Raw genomic sequence first — 18,973 nt, forward strand, 5'->3', positions numbered from 1 at the left:
AGAAAACACAGCGACGCAACAACTAGCTCGTCCCTAAGGCAAATACGGACATGTTCGATCCCTCGATACAGAAATGACAGCGGGCATGCACAGCAATGCGCGCATACCAAACCCTGCATATCGCTTTCGGTTCAAGAGAGCGGAATTTTCCTTTCAAAAAAAGAGACGCGTCTCACAGGACGCGTCGAAAACAACAACAAAAACGACGGCTCGGATTGCGCAGACGGCCTACAAACACTCATCCAGGAAACTCACCACAGTTCCCATGCAAGCCATCCGCTCCTCGATATGGGGCATATGGCTGGAGTGTTCGAACAACGCCCAGCGAATGTCGGGAACATGATCCACATAGGGCTTGACCACCAACGGCGTCGCTTCATCGTATCGGCCTGAAATCAACAGGGTCGGCACCCTGACGCGAGGCAAGCGATCGGTGATGGACCAGTCCTTCATGCTGCCGATCACATGGAACTCGGTGGGGCCATTCATGGCGTGATAAACGGTAGGATCGGCATCGATCTGGGCAAAGGTACGGGCGACTTCGTCGGGCCAGGGCGTGATACGGCAGACATGACGGTCGTAGAAAACCCGAGCGGCCTCAAAGTACTCGGTAGACGTCAAGGTTCCAGCCCGCTCGTGCTTGAGCAGTGTTTGCTGCACCTCAATGGGTAGAAGCTGGCGCAAGCGATTGACTTCAAGGAGCCAGGTGGACATGTCCGCCGGGGAGTTGGCGATGACCAACGCGCGCAAGCCCGCAGGCTGGAGTACCGCATGTTCGCTGGCCAACATGCCGCCCCAGGATTGCCCCAAAAGTGCGTAATTGTCACGAATGCCCAGATGATCCAGCAGGTTCTCCAACTCATCGAGAAAGAGCGCCACGTTCCAGAACGAGGGGTCTTTTTCCGGAAGATGAGTGGAACGCCCATTACCCAGTTGGTCGTAATGAACCACCGGATAGCCACTGTTGGCAATATCCTTGAAGGCATCGACATAATCGTGTGTACAGCCCGGGCCGCCATGCAGGATCAGCAGCGGCGTACGGCCACTGCTGAAATCGCCAGTGACGCGATACCAGGTCTGATACGGACCGAAAGGCGCAAAGCCTTCGTGTGTTACGGGAAGATCCATTTCGTGCCGCCTCCTAGAAACCCTGCGGCACACGATACCGGGGACTGGCCGGCGAAATAACTAGAGAAACAGATAGGTTTTTGCCCGACTTCAGCTATCGAGCAAGCGATAATGCACTGCCCTGACCACGGCCTGGACCCGATTCCTGGCGCCGAGCTTGTGCATTGCAGAAGTCAGGTGGAGGGTGATGGTGGCCAAGGAGCGATTCAGTTGCCTGGCGATGTCCGCTGCCGTCAACCCCTCAGCGGCTAATCTCAAGCACTCACGCTCGCGTTTGGTCAGGCGCACCGGGCATGTGCGGGCTTCCTTGACGAGCAGCGGAAAAGCCGCCTCTTGCAGGGCATGGGAAATCAGGCTGAAGTCGCCCAGCGTTTGCCGGACCTCCTGCAGGGTGCTCCCCTTCGTATCGGCGCGCAGCCCGGTCAATGTCGCAAAGCCGCCTTTGGGCAAATGCATCGGCACCGTCACGCCACAGGTCATGCGCGAATCCTGCAGATAGCTCACCACCGGCGCATGGCTCTGGCCGATGAACGGCTGCAGTACCGTGTCGGCCTCCGGTCGATAGGACCAGACAAAAGGAGAAATGGCATTGATTGCCAGATGCTGGACGGGGTCGATCTGGTAATAACCTTCTTCACACCAGAGCGAGTGCCAATCACGGGGAGTATTGCGCAACTTCAGCACAGTCGGGGTAATCAGTGCCCCATCATGATCCAGCGGCACCGGACTGTAGTCGTACACCAATGCGTCAAAGCCTAACGCCTGGACCATTCCCAGGGCGTTATCCATCTGCTCGTCCAGGCTCCTGCCAGACAAAAGACGGGTATTGAAGTCAGACAGCTTGGCCTGCATCCATTCAGCTCCCTATTAATTTCAATCCTGAAATCGTGCAAGTAGAATGCCACGCCTGAGCGAGGGAATGCCAGATCAAACCTATAAGAATTGCTAGCTTATGGGCACGTAGCTTCCTCGGTAAGGTTTAGCCAAAGGGCGGCACCTGAGCAGGAGAGCAATGATGTGGCGTGAGATCGAGCCGGACCAGCGGTACGACCTGGAAGTCGATGGTCATCATCTGGTGGCCTATGGCTTTGGCGACGGCGATGAGGTGCTGTTGTGTCTCAATGGCGGCCCGGGATTGCCTTGCGATTATCTGCGTGACAGCCACGGCTGGCTCAAGGAAAAAGGCTTGCGGGTCATCGCTTTCGATCAGTTGGGTACCGGTGCCTCGGCCAGGCCTACTGACGAATCCCTGTGGGACATCACCCGTTATGTGGCGGAGGTAGAGACCGTCCGCCAAGCCCTCGACCTGGGCAAAGTGCACCTGCTGGGGCACTCCTGGGGTGGCTGGCTGGCGATCGAGTACGCCATTCATCACCCCCAGTCGCTGAAAACCCTAATCCTGGAAAATACCGCCGGCGATATCCCTCACCTGTCCCTGGAGCTCGAGCGTCTGCGGGCGGCCCTGGGCAGTGAGACCGTCGCGATGATGCAGCGCCATGAAGCCTTGGGCACCCTGGATCATCCGCAATACCAGGCGGCCATCACCCTGCTCAACTATCGCCATGTCTGCCGTCTGGACGAGTGGCCAGCACCGGTGACACGCTCCCTGGGCGACTGGAACATGGGGCCCTACATGACCATGCAGGGCCCCAACGAATTTCTCTATACCGGCAATCTCAAGGACTGGAATCGCATCGAGCAGATGGCCGGCTTCGAAATGCCTGTGCTGATCACCACCGGTCAACATGATGAACTGACGCCAGCCTGCGCAATGCGCATGAAAATGGCGCTCAAGGATGTACAACTGAATGTGTTCCCCAACAGCAGCCACATGCCGTTCTACGAAGAGCCCCAAGCCTATTTCCCAGTCCTGCTGGATTTCCTGCACAGCCATCGGAACTAGCCCATGAACCTGGCGCGCTACCGTTTCATACTGTCGCGCCCGCTACAGCTATTGCCGGTGCTGTTTGGCATCAGCATGATCACCTTTGTGCTCGTGCGCTCAATCCCCGGGGATCCCGCCCGGGCACTGCTGGGCTCGCGCAGCACACCGGAGGCGCTGATCAGGATTCGTGCCCAGTACGGTCTCGACCAGCCGCTGTGGATGCAGTACTTCTACTTTCTCAAGAACCTGCTCAAAGGCGATCTCGGCCAATCGCTGCTCTACAAAGTCGATGCCTTGACGTTGATCAGCACCCGCATTGAGCCAACCCTGTTCCTGGTGCTCGGCAGCGTACTGTTGGCGCTGCTGATTGCCGTGCCGCTGGCAACGGTGGCGGCGCGCAACAAGGGCGGCTGGCCGGATCACCTGATTCGCCTGTTCACCACGGCAGGGCTTGGCATGCCGGCGTTTTGGCTAGGCATCATGTTGATCCTGCTGCTCAGCGTGCAGTTGGGGCTGTTCCCGGTCTCAGGCTATGGACGTACAGGATGGGACAAACTGCACCACATGATTTTGCCGTGCCTGACCATTGCCTTGGCACTCTCCGCCGTTCTGGTGCGCAATCTGCGCGCCAGCATGCTCATGGAGCTACAAGCCGATCATGCCACCGCCGCACGGGCCCGGGGCTTGTCCGAGCGGGCGATATTTCATCGGCATGTGCTACCCAACTCCCTGGTGCCGGCGGTCAACCTGCTGGCGGTGAACATCGGCTGGTTGATCAGCGGCACGGTGGTCATCGAAAGTCTGTTTGCCATTCCCGGCATCGGCCAATTGCTGGTACGCGGCATCTTTACCCGTGACTACATGGTGGTCCAGGGCGTGGCCATGGTGCTGGCCCTCGCCACCGTCACGGTCAATTTCCTCGCCGATGTGCTGACCGTGATGATTGATCCGCGGGTGAACATGCGATGAGCGGCCAGACTCTCAGTCCTACCTGGCGTCTTGCGCTGCGTTTCGGCTTGCGCAACGGTCGCCCGGCCACCGTGCTGGGCCTGGCGATTCTGTTTGGCTGGCTGTTGCTCGCACTCTTCGCCCCCTGGGTCGCGCCCTTCGATCCGATTGCCCAGAACACCGATATCCGCCTGCTGGGGCCGAGCCTGGCCCATCCGTTCGGCACGGATAATTTCGGCCGCGACGTTCTTTCCCGAGTGATCTGGGGCGCGCGCATCGACTTGCAGATTTCCGTGATCGGGGTGATTTTCCCGTTCTTGATCGGCACTTGCGTCGGCGCCTTGGCCGGCTATATCGGTGGCCGGTTCGACACGATCTGCATGCGCCTGATCGATATTATCCTGGCCTTCCCCTTCCTGGTGCTGATGTTGGCGATCATGGCCATCCTCGGCCCCGGCCTGGGCAGCTTTTATATCGCGATGGCTTTGGTGGGTTGGGTGTCCTATGCACGGCTGATCCGTTCGCAGGTTCTGGTGCTCAAGGAAAGCGATTTCGCCTTGGCAGCAAAAAGCCTGGGCTTCGGTCATGGACGCATTCTGTTTCGGCACCTGTTGCCCAATGCCATGTTCGGTTCGATCGTGTTCTCCATGTCCGACGCGGTGCTGGTACTGCTCAATGGCGCGGCGGTCAGCTACCTCGGCCTGGGGGTTCAGCCACCCACCGCCGAGTGGGGCACGATGGTCGCCGAGGGCCAGAGTTTTATCACCAATGCCTGGTGGATCTGCACCTTCCCGGGACTGGCGATCGTCACCCTGGCCATGGGCTTCAGTCTACTGGCCGACGGTGTCGCCGAGCACCTCGGAGAGCGTCCATGAGCACACCGGTGTTGCACGTCGAGGACCTCAGTGTGATCGCCGGCCACGGTGAGGGCGAAGTCACGCTGGTGGATCGTGTGTCATTTGACCTGGCCGAAGGCGAAATCCTCGGTCTGGTGGGTGAAAGCGGCTCAGGCAAGACGATGGCCTGCCGGGCCTTGATGCGCTTGCTACCCTCTTCAAACCTCCGGGTCCAGGGCAAGGCCGTGCGCCTTGCCGGTGAGGACCTGCTGTCGCTGGATGAAGCCGGCATGCGGGGCATACGAGGTCGGCGGCTGGGGATGATCTTTCAGAATCCCGGCAGTCATCTTGACCCGTTGATGCGTATCGGCGAACAGATCGGCGAGGGCATACGCCTGCATCAGGGGGCGTCCAAACGCGAAGCACGGGCGAAGGCCATTGATGTGTTACGCCAGGTGGGCATTCCCGATCCGCTACGGCGGGTCGACAGTTATCCCCATGAGTTTTCCGGTGGCATGCGTCAACGCGCCATGATCGCCGTGGCATTAGGTTGCAACCCCCAGGTGCTGATCGCCGATGAGCCGACTACCGCCCTGGATGTCACGGTACAGGCACAGATCCTGCGCCTGCTCCTGGATTTGCGCGACCAGCGTGGCCTGTCAATCATCATGATCACCCACGACCTGGGAGTCGTCGCCCAGACCTGTGACTCGATCGCGGTGATGTACGCCGGTCGGCTCTGCGAGCACGGCACCAAGCTTGATCTGCTGGCTCATCCCCGACATCCCTATACGGCGGCCCTGATCGACTGCCAACCGGCTACCAGCACCGGCCATGCCATGCTCAAAACCATCGCTGGCCAGCCGCCTCTGCTGGATGCGCTGCCCACCGGTTGCCGCTTCAATCCACGTTGCCTTCAGCAGGGCAGCCAGTGCACGCGGCTGTTGCCACAGATGCAAGTCACGACCGAGACACACCGAATCGCCTGCCATTACCCGCTGCCTGAGGGGGCCTCGTCATGACCCTGTTGCAAGTCAAGGATCTACAGGTGCGCTTCGCCGCCCCTGGCAGTGGTCCGTTCGGGATCCACAGGCAATGGGTGAAAGCCGTCAACGGTGTGTCGCTGAGTCTGGCCACCGGGGAAGTGCTTGGGCTGGTGGGTGAGTCGGGCAGCGGCAAGAGCACCCTGGGCCGGGCCATCTTGCGCCTCACTGAAGTCAGCGCCGGACAAATCCTGTTCGATGGCGTGGATATGGTTCAAGGCAAGCGAATCGACATCGAGCGACTGCGCCACGAAACCGCGATGATTTTCCAGGATCCTTTTACCGCTCTCAATCCGCGATTGAGCATTGGCGACACCCTGGCTGAAGTGCTGAGAGTGCGATGTGCGATCCCTGCATCGCTGATTCGCCATCGGGTCGATGAATTGCTGACCCTGGTCGGCCTGCGGCCGGAGCTGGCCAACCGCAAACCGGGTTCGTTGAGTGGCGGTCAATGCCAACGTGTGGGAATCGCTCGGGCACTGGCCATCGAGCCACGGTTGATCATCGCCGATGAATGCGTGGCCGCGCTGGACGTTTCCATCCAGGGACAGATCATCAACCTGCTGCTGGAGCTGCGGCAGCGCATGAACCTGGCGATTCTGTTCATTGCCCATGACCTGGCGATCGTTCGACGGCTATGTGATCGGGTCGCCGTGATGTACCTCGGCGAGATCGTCGAGCAAGGCCCCACGGAGGCCGTGTTCAGCAGCCCGCGGCATCCCTATACCGTCGCGCTGATTCAGTCCATTCCACACATCGACCCGACTCGATCGTTGCTGAGCGAACCCCTGCCTGGCGAGCCACCCAGCCCCCTGAACCTTCCATCCGGCTGCGCTTTTCACCCGCGTTGCCGGTATGCACAACCCATCTGCGCAAAAGCGCCGCCCCCCGTCCATGACATCAGTGGGCATCGCTATAGCTGTGTGCTCGGAGAGCCATTGCTCTAAAAAACATTCATCAATAGGGAGTTGACCATGCGATCGAAACATTTGAAGTTGCTGACCGCCGCGACGTTGACCGTTTGTACACTGGCGGCCGGTGTCGCCCAGGCAGCAAGCGTGCTGACCATCGGTTGCCGTGAAGAAAGTACGACGTTCGACCCGATCAAAAGCGCGCAGAACCGTGATAACTGGGTGTTCTCCAATGTTTACGACGTATTGGTGCGCGTCGACAACACCGGCACCAAGCTGGTACCGGGGCTGGCCGAAAGCTGGCACGTTTCCGACGATGGCCTGACCTATACCTTCAAACTACGCTCGGCCAAGTTCTCCGACGGCTCACCGATTACCGCCAGCGATGCAGCGTTCAGTCTATTGCGCATTCGCGACAACAAAGGGTCGCTGTGGAGCGACTCCTACAAGATTATCGACAAGGCCCAAGCACCCGACCCGCAGACACTGGTGGTGACACTCACGAGCCCTTCAGTACCCTTCCTCGCGCAGCTGGCGTTGCCCAACGTCTCCATCCTGTCGCAAAAGGCCATGGAAAAAATGGGTGAGGAAGCCTACGCCCAAGACCCCGTTGCCTCCGGCGCCTTTATCGTCAAGGAGTGGCTACGCGGTGATCGCGTGGTGCTGGAGAAGAACCCCAACTTCTGGCAGGCCGACAAGGTGAGCCTGGATGGCGTGGAATGGATCTCCATCCCGGATGACAATACGCGGATGTTGAAGGTACAGGCCGGTGAACTGGATTCGGCGATCTTCGTGCCCTTCTCGCGCGTCGAAACCTTGAAGAAAGATCCCAACCTGGTCGTGCACATGGATCCCTCCACCCGTGAGGATCATCTGCTGATCAACCATGAGCACGGACTGCTGGGCAAGCCTGAAGTGCGTCAGGCCCTGGACTTTGCGATCAACAAAAAATCCCTGGTCGACACCGTGACGTTCGGCCATGGCCAGGTGGCTTATTCCTACATCCCTAAAGGAGCGCTTTATCACAATGCCGATAATCTGCAGCGCCCGTACGACCCGGAAAAAGCCCGGAAAATGCTGGCGGATGCAGGCGCCTCGGGCCTGAAGCTCAACTATGTGGTCAATGCGGGCAATGAAGCCGACGAGCAGATCGCCGTGCTGGTCCAGCAACAGCTCGCAGCGGTTGGCGTGACAGCCACGTTGCAGAAAGTCGACCCAACCCAGAGTTGGCAAATGCTGATCGACGGCAATTACGATCTGTCCGTGATGTACTGGACCAACGACATCCTCGACCCGGACCAGAAGACCACCTTCGTGCTGGGACATGACACCAACATGAATTACATGACCCGCTACAAGAACGACAAGGTCAAGGATCTGGTCGCGGCCGCGAGGGTCGAAGTGGACCCGACCAAGCGCAAGCAGATGTATACCGACCTTCAGGCGATCGCCAAGCAGGACGTCAACTGGATCGATCTCTACTACAGCCCGTACATCAATATTTCGCGCAAGAACATCGAGCACTTCCAACAAAACCCACTGGGGCGCTTCTCTCTCGAGGAAACGGTGAAGCGCTAGCGAGCAGTGGCTTTCATCCGTATCGGATAGGGCCGGTGGCAACGCCTTGATCACGAGTCGAGGCTTGCCACTTGATGGCCAAGCAACATCGGTCGCTCCCCGGTCATCTCGCACAGCAGCGCTGTGACGGCGCTCCCCTCAACCGTGCCGTGCTCTTGCAGAAAGCCCGCCACGGCGCTGACAGCCGGCCAGTACCGATGTATCAAGCGGCTGCAACGGGCGATGGCCAGGGCTTGGGCGTCGAGCAGCTTGCGCGGTGGCAGCAGGCTGATCAACTCCTGCCCACGGTCCAGGTCTCCCCGGCCGCTACCCCTGATCAGCCGGTCGGACCTGCGGTGCCGGTAGACCGCTTCGGCCACGGGCCCCGCGAAGCAATGGAGCAGGTCACGCTCAATGGCATCGACCATCGAGGGCAGGTATTCAGCGATCCCCGGCGCGTCGAAGGCGGGACGTGGGACAAGGTAGTCAGCTTCGACCAACCCTTCTGCGTATTGCGGATTGCCGCGCAGGTCGAACAGGGGCCCCGCGCAGGCCTCGACCTTGGTACGCACAGTGATGCGTTTTATCGGTTGGCCGTTCCACCAGAAGGCCAGGGCATGACCCGCTTCGTGGAAGGCCGTGCTGCGCGGGTATTTGTTCATTATTGGGTCCGTCACGACAGGCGCCATTCATATCATCTGCCTCGCCGTTGGGCCTCGATAAAAGATTATCCCTATCGACCGTTAATACTGCGCCTATTAGCTATCTGCCAAAGCGGGACTAGCCTGAATTCAGGCTGGTGTAATCCGGCCCGTGAAACCTGACAAACAGATATGAAGCGTTCAGAACGTACTGGGCTTGCCGTGGGCCACCGTACTGGCAGCTAGACCGCACTCTCGCGTTGCCGCGTGGTCATGACGATCAGTTGAGCGAACTGTGAGCCCTGCGCCCTGTGTCATTTATTTCGCCTGTCGCTATTCGGGACCCGGCCGGGCTGGATAGCTGGATGAATACGACCAAAGGTAGCTCCTCATGGCAAACGAATCGAAATGTCCGTTCAATCACGCCGCCGGCGGCGGCACGACCAACCGCGACTGGTGGCCGAACCAACTGAATCTGAAAATCCTGCACCAGCACTCCTCGCTGTCCGACCCCATGGGCGAGGACTTCAACTACACCCAAGCCTTCAAAAGCCTGGATTTTCAAGCCCTGAAGGAAGATCTGCGGGCGCTGATGACCGACTCCCAGGACTGGTGGCCGGCGGATTTCGGCCACTACGGACCGCTCTTTGTCCGCATGGCCTGGCACAGTGCCGGCACCTATCGCACCGGTGACGGGCGCGGTGGCGCAGGCTCCGGCCAGCAGCGGTTTGCCCCGCTCAACAGCTGGCCGGACAACGTCAGCCTCGACAAGGCCCGTCGGTTGCTGTGGCCGATCAAGCAGAAGTATGGCCGCAACATTTCCTGGGCCGACCTGATCGTCCTTACCGGCAACGTCGCGCTGGAATCCATGGGCTTCAAGACCTTCGGTTTTTCCGGTGGTCGCGCCGACGTCTGGGAACCGGATGAAGATGTCTATTGGGGCTCCGAAAACAAATGGCTGGGGGGCGATGTCCGCTACGGCAAACCGGATAAAGCCGCCATGCAGGAGCCCGGCGAAGGCCAATTGGTGGCCGAACCTGGCAACGAAGAAAGCCGTACCGACCTGGGGCGCAACCTGGAGAACCCGCTGGCCGCCGTGCAGATGGGGCTGATCTATGTCAACCCGGAAGGCCCCGAGGGCCAGCCGGACCCGGTTGCTGCCGGGCTGGATATTCGCGAAACCTTCGGCCGCATGGCGATGAACGACGAAGAAACCGTAGCATTGATTGCTGGCGGCCACGCCTTCGGCAAGACCCACGGCGCCGGGCCCGCCGACAACGTCGGTGCCGAGCCCGAGGCCGCCGGCCTGGAACAGCAAGGCCTGGGCTGGAAGAACACTTTCGGCACCGGCAAAGGCGCCGACACCATCACCAGCGGCCTGGAAGTGACCTGGACCACCACGCCCACCCGCTGGAGCAATAATTACCTGGAAAACCTGTTTGGCTTTGAGTGGGAATTGACCAAGAGTCCGGCCGGTGCGCACCAATGGACACCAAAAAATGGCGCAGGCGCGGGCATCATCCCCGATGCCCATGACCCGTCCAAACGGCGTAACCCCACCATGCTGACCACCGATCTGGCGCTGCGCTTCGACCCGATCTACGAAAAGATCTCGCGGCGTTTCCTGGAGAACCCGGACCAATTGGCCGACGCCTTCGCCCGCGCCTGGTTCAAGCTGATCCACCGTGACATGGGCCCACTCTCGCGCTATCTGGGCCCGGAACTGCCGAATGAAGAACTGCTGTGGCAAGACCCTATCCCGCCGGTCGACCATGCCCTGGTCAACGACAGCGACGTCAGCGCCCTCAAGGGCAAGCTGCTGGCCTCGGGCCTGTCGGTTTCACAGCTGGTGTCTACTGCGTGGGCTGCGGCTTCCACCTTCCGCGGTTCCGACAAGCGCGGCGGCGCCAACGGTGGCCGCCTGCGCCTGGCCCCGCAGAAGGATTGGCCGGCCAACCAGCCGGACCAACTGGTTCAAGTGCTGGCGACCCTGGAAAAGGTCCGCGACGAGTTCAACAGTGCCCAGTCCGGTGGCAAGAAAATCTCCCTGGCGGACCTGATCGTGCTGGGCGGCAGTGCTGGCATCGAACAGGCGGCGAAAAATGCCGGACTCAACGTGACGGTACCGTTCTCGCCGGGACGCATGGACGCGAGCCAGGAGCAGACGGATGTCGAGTCGTTCGGCTTTCTCGAGCCCATCGCCGATGGCTTTCGCAACTACCTCAAGGGCCGGTACCGCGTGTCCGCCGAAGCACTGTTGATCGACAAGGCACAATTGCTGACCCTCAGCGCACCGCAGATGACGGCATTGATCGGTGGTCTGCGGGTACTGGATACCAACGTCGGCCACACTGCGCATGGTGTCTTTACCCAACGGCCAGGAGCGTTGACCAACGATTTCTTCGTCAACCTGCTCGACATGGGCGTGGAATGGAAACCGCTCTCCGACACCCAGGAAACCTTCGAAGCCCGTGACCGCAAGACCGGCCAGGTCAAATGGACCGGCACTCGCGTCGACCTGGTCTTCGGCTCCAACGCCCAGCTCCGGGCATTGGCCGAAGTCTATGCCAGCGCGGATGCGAAGGAGCAGTTCGTCAACGACTTCATCGCCGCGTGGGTCAAGGTGATGAACCTGGATCGGTTTGATCTCAGGTGAGAAGAATCTAGGCATGAGGTCTGGCAAGGAAGCGACCTCATGAACTTTTCTTCACCCCACGCCCCCGCGTGATTGGGTACAGTCGCCTCGCTCATTCAAGAAACTAAGGTTTTAGCCCGCTCTCCCAGCGGGCTTTTTTTTGCCTGGCATTCAGCTTGACGAACGTGCGTTGCCCAACGCAGGCAAGACAGGCGCCACCGGCGCTTGCGCTGGTTTCAACACTGGCTGCTCCAGGGCCGCTCGCCCATAAAACAGCAACGCCATCAGCCAACAACTCAACCAGACGAAAATCCCCGCCCAGAACGTGTGCGACATGTAGTGCCAACCCTGCAAGACCCGCGTCGTGCCGTAGACGAACCCCAAGGCCAGCGCCCCATGCATCAAGGCTTTGGAATGACGCCAACGGTAACGGCGGGCAACGAAATACAACGCCAACATCGTGAAGCCGCCAGACGCATGGCCGCCTGGCCAGCAGCGCCCGTCACCGGCGACTTTCAAAAGATTGAAATTCTGGAACCATTCCTTGTGCTCGATCTTGCCAGCGTATTGGGTGGTTTCCACCGGGCAATACACGCTGGTATGGCCCTTGAGGTAATGGATCACCCCGGTGCTGAGGGAAAAGGCAAAGACCACGTAGAGAAAATCGCGACGGTGCTCGTGGGCAAAACGTAGAGGCTTGCTCAGTCGGGTTTTATCCAATAGGCGAAGCAGTCCAGGGCGCGTTTGCGGTTTGAAGATCGGCCAGAAAAACGACAGCAGCGCACCGACGATGGCCGCCTCGCCGGTCCAGTTCGGGATGACCCTCGCCCATTTGTGGGTGATTTGCTCGAACAGTCGTACGTGCTCCAACGGAAACACCTGGTGCAACGGATCGTAGAAAAGATCGCTGATGGCGATATCGATGCGGGTCAGGTCGAACAGCAAGAACACCACGACCGCACAGACCAGTGGAATTCCGAGGTTGAATCCGTAGAAACGGGCGCGAGCAGACGTCAGCATGGGCGGTCCTAATCGTGGGAGGAGTTACGGAAAAGTCATCGAGCGCCAGTCAGACGCCTCGATAAATCCGAGCAGCCGTGGCGCTTGTGGCTGGGCGGTGGAAACGAACAACGAAGCCCCGTAGCCAAACGCCGAGGTCGGACGCTGGAGCGCGGTTTCCATCGCTTGCATGCATTCGCTGTGGGTGACCAGGATCAGGTTGCGCCCGGCCACTTTATGGGCCAGGGCATTACGCAGAAGGTCATGCCGGCAATTGATCAGCCAATCGTCACCGCTGCTCACCTTGTTGAACATGTACCCCGCCGTCTGGGTCGCACGCACCAACGGGCTGTTGTAGAGGTCGGCGTTGTCCAGGCCCAGTTGTTCGAAGCGGGCACCGAGGCCCACCGCAACGGCACGGGCCCGGTCAGTGATGCCTTCACGATCGCTCAGGCACGCGGCCTTGGAGTGATCGCAGCGCTCGACATGGCGCACCAGCACGATCATCTCGCCCTTGGCCCAGCCATCGGCCAAGGCCCGGGCGCCAGCGACATTGCCATGTGCCAGGTCCGGCACCGCCGCCGGGCTGAGCAGCCAGAGAGTCAACGGGATGACCAGCAGCGCCGACGCCAGCACGACCACGGCGTTTCGGTAACGGGAAAACCGGCGCGTATCGATCGAGCGCGTCAGGCCGAAAAGGCTCAGTCTCAGTTCCACATCAAGCCGCCCCGACGGCATCCACCCAATCATTCGATGGCGCGACAGTAGAGAGGCCAACGTAGGCAGGCAGTGAAACCGATGTGAAAAAAAGCTTGATGACTGACCGACGCGCGCCTGAATACTCAGCGCCATCCTGATGCCCGGAAAAAAACTTACAGATATCGAACCCGTCGCCGATATAGCCCTGTTACATGCTCTTGCTGGCTCTTAACAACAACAATCTTCCAGCGTACCAACGATAAGCAGCACAACGTTCCTGGAGGAATTGATGAACAGCTGGTTTGGCAACATTAGCGTCAACATGAAATTGGGCCTGGGCTTCGGCCTGGTGCTGGTACTGACCTGCCTGCTGGCCCTGACCAGTTGGACCAGCCTGGGCGGTCTGATCGACCGTAGCAACTGGATGAGCGACATCACCCAACTCAACGCCGGCCTGACCAAACTGCGTGTCACGCGTCTGCAATACATGCTGACCAACGGTGACGAGACCGCCGCACAAAATGTGCAAACCACCCTCGATGGTTTCGTGGCGCAACAAAACGCCCTGCTCAGCAGCTTCAAGAGCCCGGAAAACGTCAGGCTGCTCAAGGAGCAGAGCGCAGTCATCAGCGCCTATCAGGTGTCCCTGAATAAAATGCGCAGTGCCTATCGCACCGGCAACACCGCCCGTGACGCCATGGGCACGAACGCCGAGATCGCCTACAAGCTGATCGAGACCATCGATTCCGACGTGCGGCAAATGGCCCTCAGCGATGAGCGCTTCGCGCAGTTCCAGGCCATCACCCAGGCCAAGCAGGCCTTCATGCTGGCCCGCTATGAAGTGCGCGGCTACACCGCCAACAGCAACGCTGATACCGAACGCAAGGCCGTTGTCCAATTGGACGCCGCCATCGCTTCGCTCCAGCCGCTGAATGAGCATTTCGCCAGCACCCGCCAGAATGAACTGCGTCAGTTGGAAAACGCCCTGGGCCAATACCGCAGCGCCTTGCAGGCCTTCAAGCTGGCCACCGCCGATGTGGTCCAGGCGCGCAAGGAAATGACTGACCAGGGCGCGAGCATCGTTTCCCTGAGCGAACAGCTGTATCAGATCCAGCTCGACCGACGCGACGCCGAAAGTGCCCAGGCGCGCACCCTGCAACTAACCAGCACCTTGCTGGCGCTGCTGATGGGCATCATTGCGGCCGTGATCATCACGCGCCAGATTACCCGTCCGCTGCGCGAAACCCTGGCCGTGGTCGAACGCATCGCCAGCGGCGACCTGTCGCACACGGTCATCGTCACCCGCCGCGATGAACTGGGCGTGCTGCAACAAGGCATCGCGCGCATGGGCGTGACCCTGCGCGACCTGATCAGCGGCATCCGCGATGGCGTGACCCAGATCGCCAGCGCCGCCGAAGAACTGTCTGCCGTGACCGAGCAGACCAGCGCCGGGGTCAACAACCAGAAAGTCGAGACCGACCAGGTTGCGACCGCCATGCACGAGATGACCGCCACGGTCCAGGAAGTGGCACGCAACGCCGAAGAAGCCTCCCAGGCAGCCGCCGCCGCTGATGGCGAAGCCCGTGCCGGTGACAAGGTGGTCAGCGAAGCCATCGCTCAGATCGAACGCCTGGCCAGCGAGGTGGTTCGTTCCACCGACGCCATGACCGTGCTGCAACAGGAAAGCGACAAGATCGGCAGCGTCATGGACGTGATCAAGGCCGTGGCCGAGCAGACCAACCTGCTGGCCCTCAACGCGGCTATCGAAGCGGCCCGCGCCGGTGAAGCCGGCCGTGGTTTCGCCGTGGTGGCCGACGAAGTCCGTGGCCTGGCCCAACGCACGCAGAAATCCACCGAGGAAATCGAAGGCCTGGTGGCCGGCTTGCAAAATGGCACCCAGCAAGTGGCGGCCGTGATGAACAACAGTCGCAGCCTCACCGACAGCAGCGTGGCCCTGACTCGCAAGGCTGGGGAATCACTGGGCAACATCACCCGCACAGTGTCGAACATCCAGTCGATGAACCAGCAGATCGCCGCTGCCGCCGAACAGCAAAGCGCCGTCGCCGAGGAAATCAGCCGCAGCATCATCAACGTGCGCGACGTCTCCGAACAGACCGCCGCCGCCAGCGAAGAAACCGCCGCTTCCAGCGTTGAACTGGCGCGGTTGGGGAATCAGTTGCAGATGATGGTGAGTCACTTCAGGGTTTGAGCCTGACAAGCGCTCGTTTCCGGCGGGGAATGAGCGCTTGACGTGAGGCCATGACTCAGGCGTTCCAGGGGTTGATAACCTCAACACCTGGAAACTCGAAATCCTTGGTATTGCGAGTTGCAATCAGAGCGCCGTGAACACGGCAAATAGCTGCAATTTGCGCATCGGCCATGCTCGCCGCCCTCCCCTTGGCCTCGCACGATGCAACGAGGGTTGCGTACTCAACAGCTGCGTGAGCATCGAAGGGCAGGATCCTGCCGGCAAAATCCTCTTCGAACATTGCCATGGCATGGGACTGGAGTTTTTGCTTGCGCTTGCCCAACGGCAGCCGGGCAATGCCATGAAAAATCTCAGCGACCGTGACCGCGCAAATGACCAGATCCATGGCCGGCTGCGAATCGACCCAGGCCAGGACGTTCGCGTCCGGCTCGGCACGCATGAACTCTGAAATAACGTTGGTATCGAGCAATATCATTCAGAAAGATCCACCGCCCTGGCTCGTTCGTCACGTGAAGGCAGATCCAGCTCAACGCCCCCTAAGGCACTAAACCTGTTTTTGATGCGACTCCCCAATCCTCCCGCAGGGCTGACCGTCGCCAATGCTCGCCCCAAGATCAGACGAGCCTCCTCCTCCATGGAATGGCCGTTGTGAGCCGCCGCGATACGCAGTTGCTCCTTGATTTGATCATCAAGGTTTCGAATAGTGATGCTGGCCATAATGCCTCCGCAATCAATGCAATCATTGATTGCAGGCTAGGTCAGAACCGACCACTTTGTCCAGCCACGGTGCATTGCCCTGGCGAGCAGAAACAAGCAACGCATCGCCCTTTCGTACAAATCCTCCGCCCTCGTCCTACCGCCTTTTATTGCGCGCTCCTGTACGTTTCCTGAACCCGAACATTTCGTTCGAACAGGAGATGGACGACACATGGACGTAAGCGACGACTCTTTGTTGAACAGGCTCATCGAAGCCCCCATCGGCAAAGACAATACCCACACCGATGTCAGAACCGCCTTGCAGCGCATGGGACTGGAATCGGTATTCGACATCATGCGCATGGGCAAGGCGCAGTTCGCCCTTGAGCTCGGCAAGCACACGGACATCGATGCCGGGCAGGTCTACGATAACGCGGCGTGTTATGCCCGCCAGATCAGTCGCCTGTATCAGGAGCAGCAAATATCCTCCAGCAACACCAGCCGGCGCGTGCGCCGCAGCCTGGGCTCGAACACGCTATCGGAGTCCACTCGCTATCAGGTGCTGTTCAACGAGAACTGGGACCAGTTCTGCAAGGAAGGCGATATCGCCGCATTCGATTCCCCCGTGGCCTATCTGCGGGCGCTGTATCTGTTTGCCGGGCAGTTGGAAAAAGCCTCCCCGTCCGCCGACAAAATCACCTTGGAACAACGTCGACCGGATCTCAAAGGGTTAGAGATCAATCGGCAGAGTGCTTTCGTTGCACAACCGATGCTCGGTATCGTCAATGAAACCTTGCGCAGCCAGATCAAGGCGCACCTGGCAACCACCGGCAAGACCGTCCACGAAGTACTGGCCAGCGAACACTACCCCTTCTCCCTGCCCTACGACCTGCATCATCACCAGTGCCTGCTTGGGCTGGGCGCAGGCAAACCGGCCCTCGGCGAGTTGAATTATTGGGTGAGCCTGAAGTTGCCGTTTGCCCCAGGCGACACCGTTTACGGGGTCGTTTCGCAATCGCGTATCGAGGCGCAAAAACTGCTGTCCGGGCTCAGTCCAGAGCAACAGAAACTCCTGGTCGAGCCGCCCGGTCTAGATGCCAACATCGGCGTCCTGAGGAAAAGCTATGGCATTGAAAATATCAACCTGCTGGATGATCCCGAGTTCTTCAAGGCACGCACCGGGCTGACGACCGACCAGTTGGAACAACTGCTGGCGCAAGGCAGCTACCGCCCTCGCCCGTCAACCAACAGCCCATCCTCCAATCATTCCAATTATGGGGCCGCCTACATCAACTGGCCGGCCTCGACGCCAGCCGTGGCGTTCCTCGATTCAGCGAAGACCTTTACCAACGTATCCCGTGAACGTCTGGCCCGCTTGCAGCGAATGATCCGACTGCACCGCTGGACCGGTATCCCCGTTGCCGAACTGGATACGCTGATCGTCAGTGCCCTGCGTGCCGAAGGCAGCACAACGATGGCGCTCAACACCAATACCTTGCGCACACTGGGGGTCTATCGGTACCTGAATCAGCGCCATGGCATCGCGCCTGAAGAATTTGCTTCGCTACTGCATGACATACCGACCCATGCTTGTGGTGAGCGGACTCCGTTGTTCGACCAAGTGTTCAATCGTACTGAACTGCTTGAACACCCTCAGGTTGAAGACCTTGCCACGACGGACCTCAAGCCCCTCAGCTATCTCAGTGCCGGCCTTGGACTTCCCATCACACAGGATTCGCTGCTGTTGCTGGCCAAGCAGACCGAGAAACACCTTTCGCCGTTGAAACATGATTTATCCACTGTCTCGTCACTCTATCGCCAGGCCCGTATCGCGCGGATGTTCGGGCTCACGCCCTTGGAGTGCACAGAACTGGCCCATTTATTGGGCGGGGAACATTTCTGCAAGACCTTGGTGACCGGGTCACTGCGCACGTATAAATCCCCGAGCCCCGACATGCTCGATGTGCTGATGGCATTGGATTGGGCCGTCGACTGGCTCAGGCAAAACAACCGTGATGTGCTGCAATGGTGTCGCCTGTTCGACAGCGCGGAAAATGACCTGCCGCTGAATCAGAACCTGGAAAAGCGACTGGCGACACTGCTGGCAGACGCCAACCTTGGCGATGAGCGACGCCTGGTGGAAACCCTGCTGCACGACATGGCGGACATGTCCGCCGAATATGTGCCCGCCGTGCTGCAAATGGCCGACACCAGCGCCCTGGCGATTGTCGAGGCCATCAAGGCCTCGCCGGGGAAAATGCCGTCTCTGTTGGCGACGGTGCTTCGCGCGGCCCAGGCCTGCCATGGGTTGCACCTGGGCAGCAGCACGCTCCAGCAGTTGTTGAACAAGCCAAAGTGGCTGGCTTCCAAGAGTTCGGGAACGTTGACGCCGCACATGCTGTACCTGCTCGAACGCTTCAGCCACTGCACTCGCCATCACGCGCAGTCAGAAGAAAGCCTGTTGCATTACTTGCACCTTGCCAACCAACGAACGCAGGACCCGGAAGAGGATGCCAACCGCCTGCTGGCCAGGCTGCTGGGTTGGAGCACCGACGAAGTGAGCTGCCTGACCGCGCAATTGCAGCACGAACGCGCCACATCAATGGAAGCCGTGGATTGGGTCATGCGTTGCCAGGCCTGCTGCAAAAGCACCGGACTGTCGGCCAGCCTCTTGCTCAAGGCAACCGCACTGAACGCCGACAGCGCGACCACGGACTGGAAGACCGTCGGTGAAGCACTGATCGCGGCCTGTCACTGACATCCACACCCTCTTCGACATTCAAGGA

At 59.8% G+C, this 18,973-nt stretch carries 16 protein-coding genes and 1 pseudogene; 10 read left to right on the forward strand and 7 right to left on the reverse strand.

Annotated features, from left to right (window positions below; all coding sequences use genetic code 11):
* Positions 1 to 228 precede the first annotated feature (228 nt).
* On the reverse strand, positions 229 to 1,128 hold the full coding sequence (locus tag AC30D9_RS13345) for a proline iminopeptidase-family hydrolase (RefSeq protein ID WP_490144173.1): 900 nt from the start codon (positions 1,126 to 1,128) through the stop codon (positions 229 to 231).
* Positions 1,129 to 1,218: 90 nt separating this feature from the next.
* On the reverse strand, positions 1,219 to 1,980 hold the full coding sequence (locus tag AC30D9_RS13350; RefSeq protein ID WP_490144174.1) for a LuxR family transcriptional regulator: 762 nt from the start codon (positions 1,978 to 1,980) through the stop codon (positions 1,219 to 1,221).
* 163 nt (positions 1,981 to 2,143) lie between these two features.
* Here AC30D9_RS13350 and AC30D9_RS13355 point away from each other — a divergent pair, with 163 nt between their 5' ends.
* Genes AC30D9_RS13355 through AC30D9_RS13380 form a run of 6 tightly spaced genes read left to right on the forward strand, consistent with a single transcriptional unit; the run spans position 2,144 to position 8,329 of the window.
* Entirely contained in the window at positions 2,144 to 3,031 is an 888-nt protein-coding gene (locus AC30D9_RS13355; protein ID WP_307575782.1) for a proline iminopeptidase-family hydrolase, read from the forward strand.
* Positions 3,032 to 3,034: 3 nt separating this feature from the next.
* Positions 3,035 to 3,982, forward strand: coding sequence for an ABC transporter permease (locus AC30D9_RS13360; protein ID WP_490144175.1), 948 nt, complete (start codon positions 3,035 to 3,037; stop codon positions 3,980 to 3,982).
* Positions 3,979 to 4,836 (forward strand): ABC transporter permease, encoded by an 858-nt coding sequence (locus AC30D9_RS13365; protein WP_490144176.1) that lies wholly within the window; start codon positions 3,979 to 3,981, stop codon positions 4,834 to 4,836. Before AC30D9_RS13360 ends, AC30D9_RS13365 begins: the two co-directional genes overlap by 4 nt.
* Positions 4,833 to 5,819 (forward strand): ABC transporter ATP-binding protein, encoded by a 987-nt coding sequence (locus AC30D9_RS13370; RefSeq protein ID WP_134922755.1) that lies wholly within the window; start codon positions 4,833 to 4,835, stop codon positions 5,817 to 5,819. The genes AC30D9_RS13365 and AC30D9_RS13370 overlap by 4 nt, the downstream gene beginning before the upstream one ends.
* Complete coding sequence (locus tag AC30D9_RS13375) at positions 5,816 to 6,787, forward strand: ABC transporter ATP-binding protein (protein WP_307575785.1); 972 nt, start codon at positions 5,816 to 5,818, stop codon at positions 6,785 to 6,787. Before AC30D9_RS13370 ends, AC30D9_RS13375 begins: the two co-directional genes overlap by 4 nt.
* Positions 6,788 to 6,814: 27 nt before the next feature.
* Complete coding sequence (locus AC30D9_RS13380) at positions 6,815 to 8,329, forward strand: ABC transporter substrate-binding protein (protein ID WP_490144177.1); 1,515 nt, start codon at positions 6,815 to 6,817, stop codon at positions 8,327 to 8,329.
* Between the two features lie 50 nt (positions 8,330 to 8,379).
* Here AC30D9_RS13380 and AC30D9_RS13385 read toward each other — a convergent pair whose 3' ends face one another.
* Complete coding sequence (locus tag AC30D9_RS13385; protein WP_490144178.1) at positions 8,380 to 8,970, reverse strand: hypothetical protein; 591 nt, start codon at positions 8,968 to 8,970, stop codon at positions 8,380 to 8,382.
* Between the two features lie 370 nt (positions 8,971 to 9,340).
* Here AC30D9_RS13385 and katG point away from each other — a divergent pair, with 370 nt between their 5' ends.
* Complete coding sequence (gene katG, locus AC30D9_RS13390) at positions 9,341 to 11,605, forward strand: catalase/peroxidase HPI (RefSeq protein WP_134922751.1); 2,265 nt, start codon at positions 9,341 to 9,343, stop codon at positions 11,603 to 11,605.
* Positions 11,606 to 11,755: 150 nt separating this feature from the next.
* Here katG and AC30D9_RS13395 read toward each other — a convergent pair whose 3' ends face one another.
* Positions 11,756 to 12,604: a phosphatase PAP2 family protein gene (locus tag AC30D9_RS13395; RefSeq protein WP_134922750.1), complete on the reverse strand. Its 849-nt coding sequence runs from the start codon at positions 12,602 to 12,604 to the stop codon at positions 11,756 to 11,758.
* A 24-nt stretch (positions 12,605 to 12,628) separates the two neighbouring features.
* The gene (gene pmrG, locus AC30D9_RS13400) at positions 12,629 to 13,300 is read right to left on the reverse strand and encodes a lipopolysaccharide core heptose(II)-phosphate phosphatase PmrG (RefSeq protein ID WP_490144179.1); all 672 of its coding nucleotides are present in this window, start codon (positions 13,298 to 13,300) and stop codon (positions 12,629 to 12,631) included.
* Between the two features lie 406 nt (positions 13,301 to 13,706).
* On the opposite strand from pmrG, the pseudogene AC30D9_RS13405 reads away from it, so the two are divergent.
* Both AC30D9_RS13405 and AC30D9_RS13410 read left to right on the forward strand, forming a co-directional pair.
* A pseudogene (locus AC30D9_RS13405) lies at positions 13,707 to 14,585 on the forward strand (methyl-accepting chemotaxis protein); the annotation flags it as partial.
* A gap of 201 nt (positions 14,586 to 14,786) precedes the next feature.
* Positions 14,787 to 15,491 (forward strand): methyl-accepting chemotaxis protein, encoded by a 705-nt coding sequence (locus AC30D9_RS13410; RefSeq protein ID WP_371919212.1) that lies wholly within the window; start codon positions 14,787 to 14,789, stop codon positions 15,489 to 15,491.
* 55 nt (positions 15,492 to 15,546) lie between these two features.
* Here AC30D9_RS13410 and AC30D9_RS13415 read toward each other — a convergent pair whose 3' ends face one another.
* Positions 15,547 to 15,966, reverse strand: coding sequence for a type II toxin-antitoxin system VapC family toxin (locus AC30D9_RS13415; RefSeq protein WP_490144180.1), 420 nt, complete (start codon positions 15,964 to 15,966; stop codon positions 15,547 to 15,549).
* Positions 15,963 to 16,208 (reverse strand): FitA-like ribbon-helix-helix domain-containing protein, encoded by a 246-nt coding sequence (locus AC30D9_RS13420; protein ID WP_307575799.1) that lies wholly within the window; start codon positions 16,206 to 16,208, stop codon positions 15,963 to 15,965. Before AC30D9_RS13420 ends, AC30D9_RS13415 begins: the two co-directional genes overlap by 4 nt.
* A gap of 211 nt (positions 16,209 to 16,419) precedes the next feature.
* On the opposite strand from AC30D9_RS13420, the gene AC30D9_RS13425 reads away from it, so the two are divergent.
* On the forward strand, positions 16,420 to 18,945 hold the full coding sequence (locus tag AC30D9_RS13425) for a Tc toxin subunit A (protein WP_490144181.1): 2,526 nt from the start codon (positions 16,420 to 16,422) through the stop codon (positions 18,943 to 18,945).
* The last annotated feature ends 28 nt before the right edge of the window (positions 18,946 to 18,973 follow it).

This window comes from Pseudomonas sp. DF11, assembly GCF_058148565.1.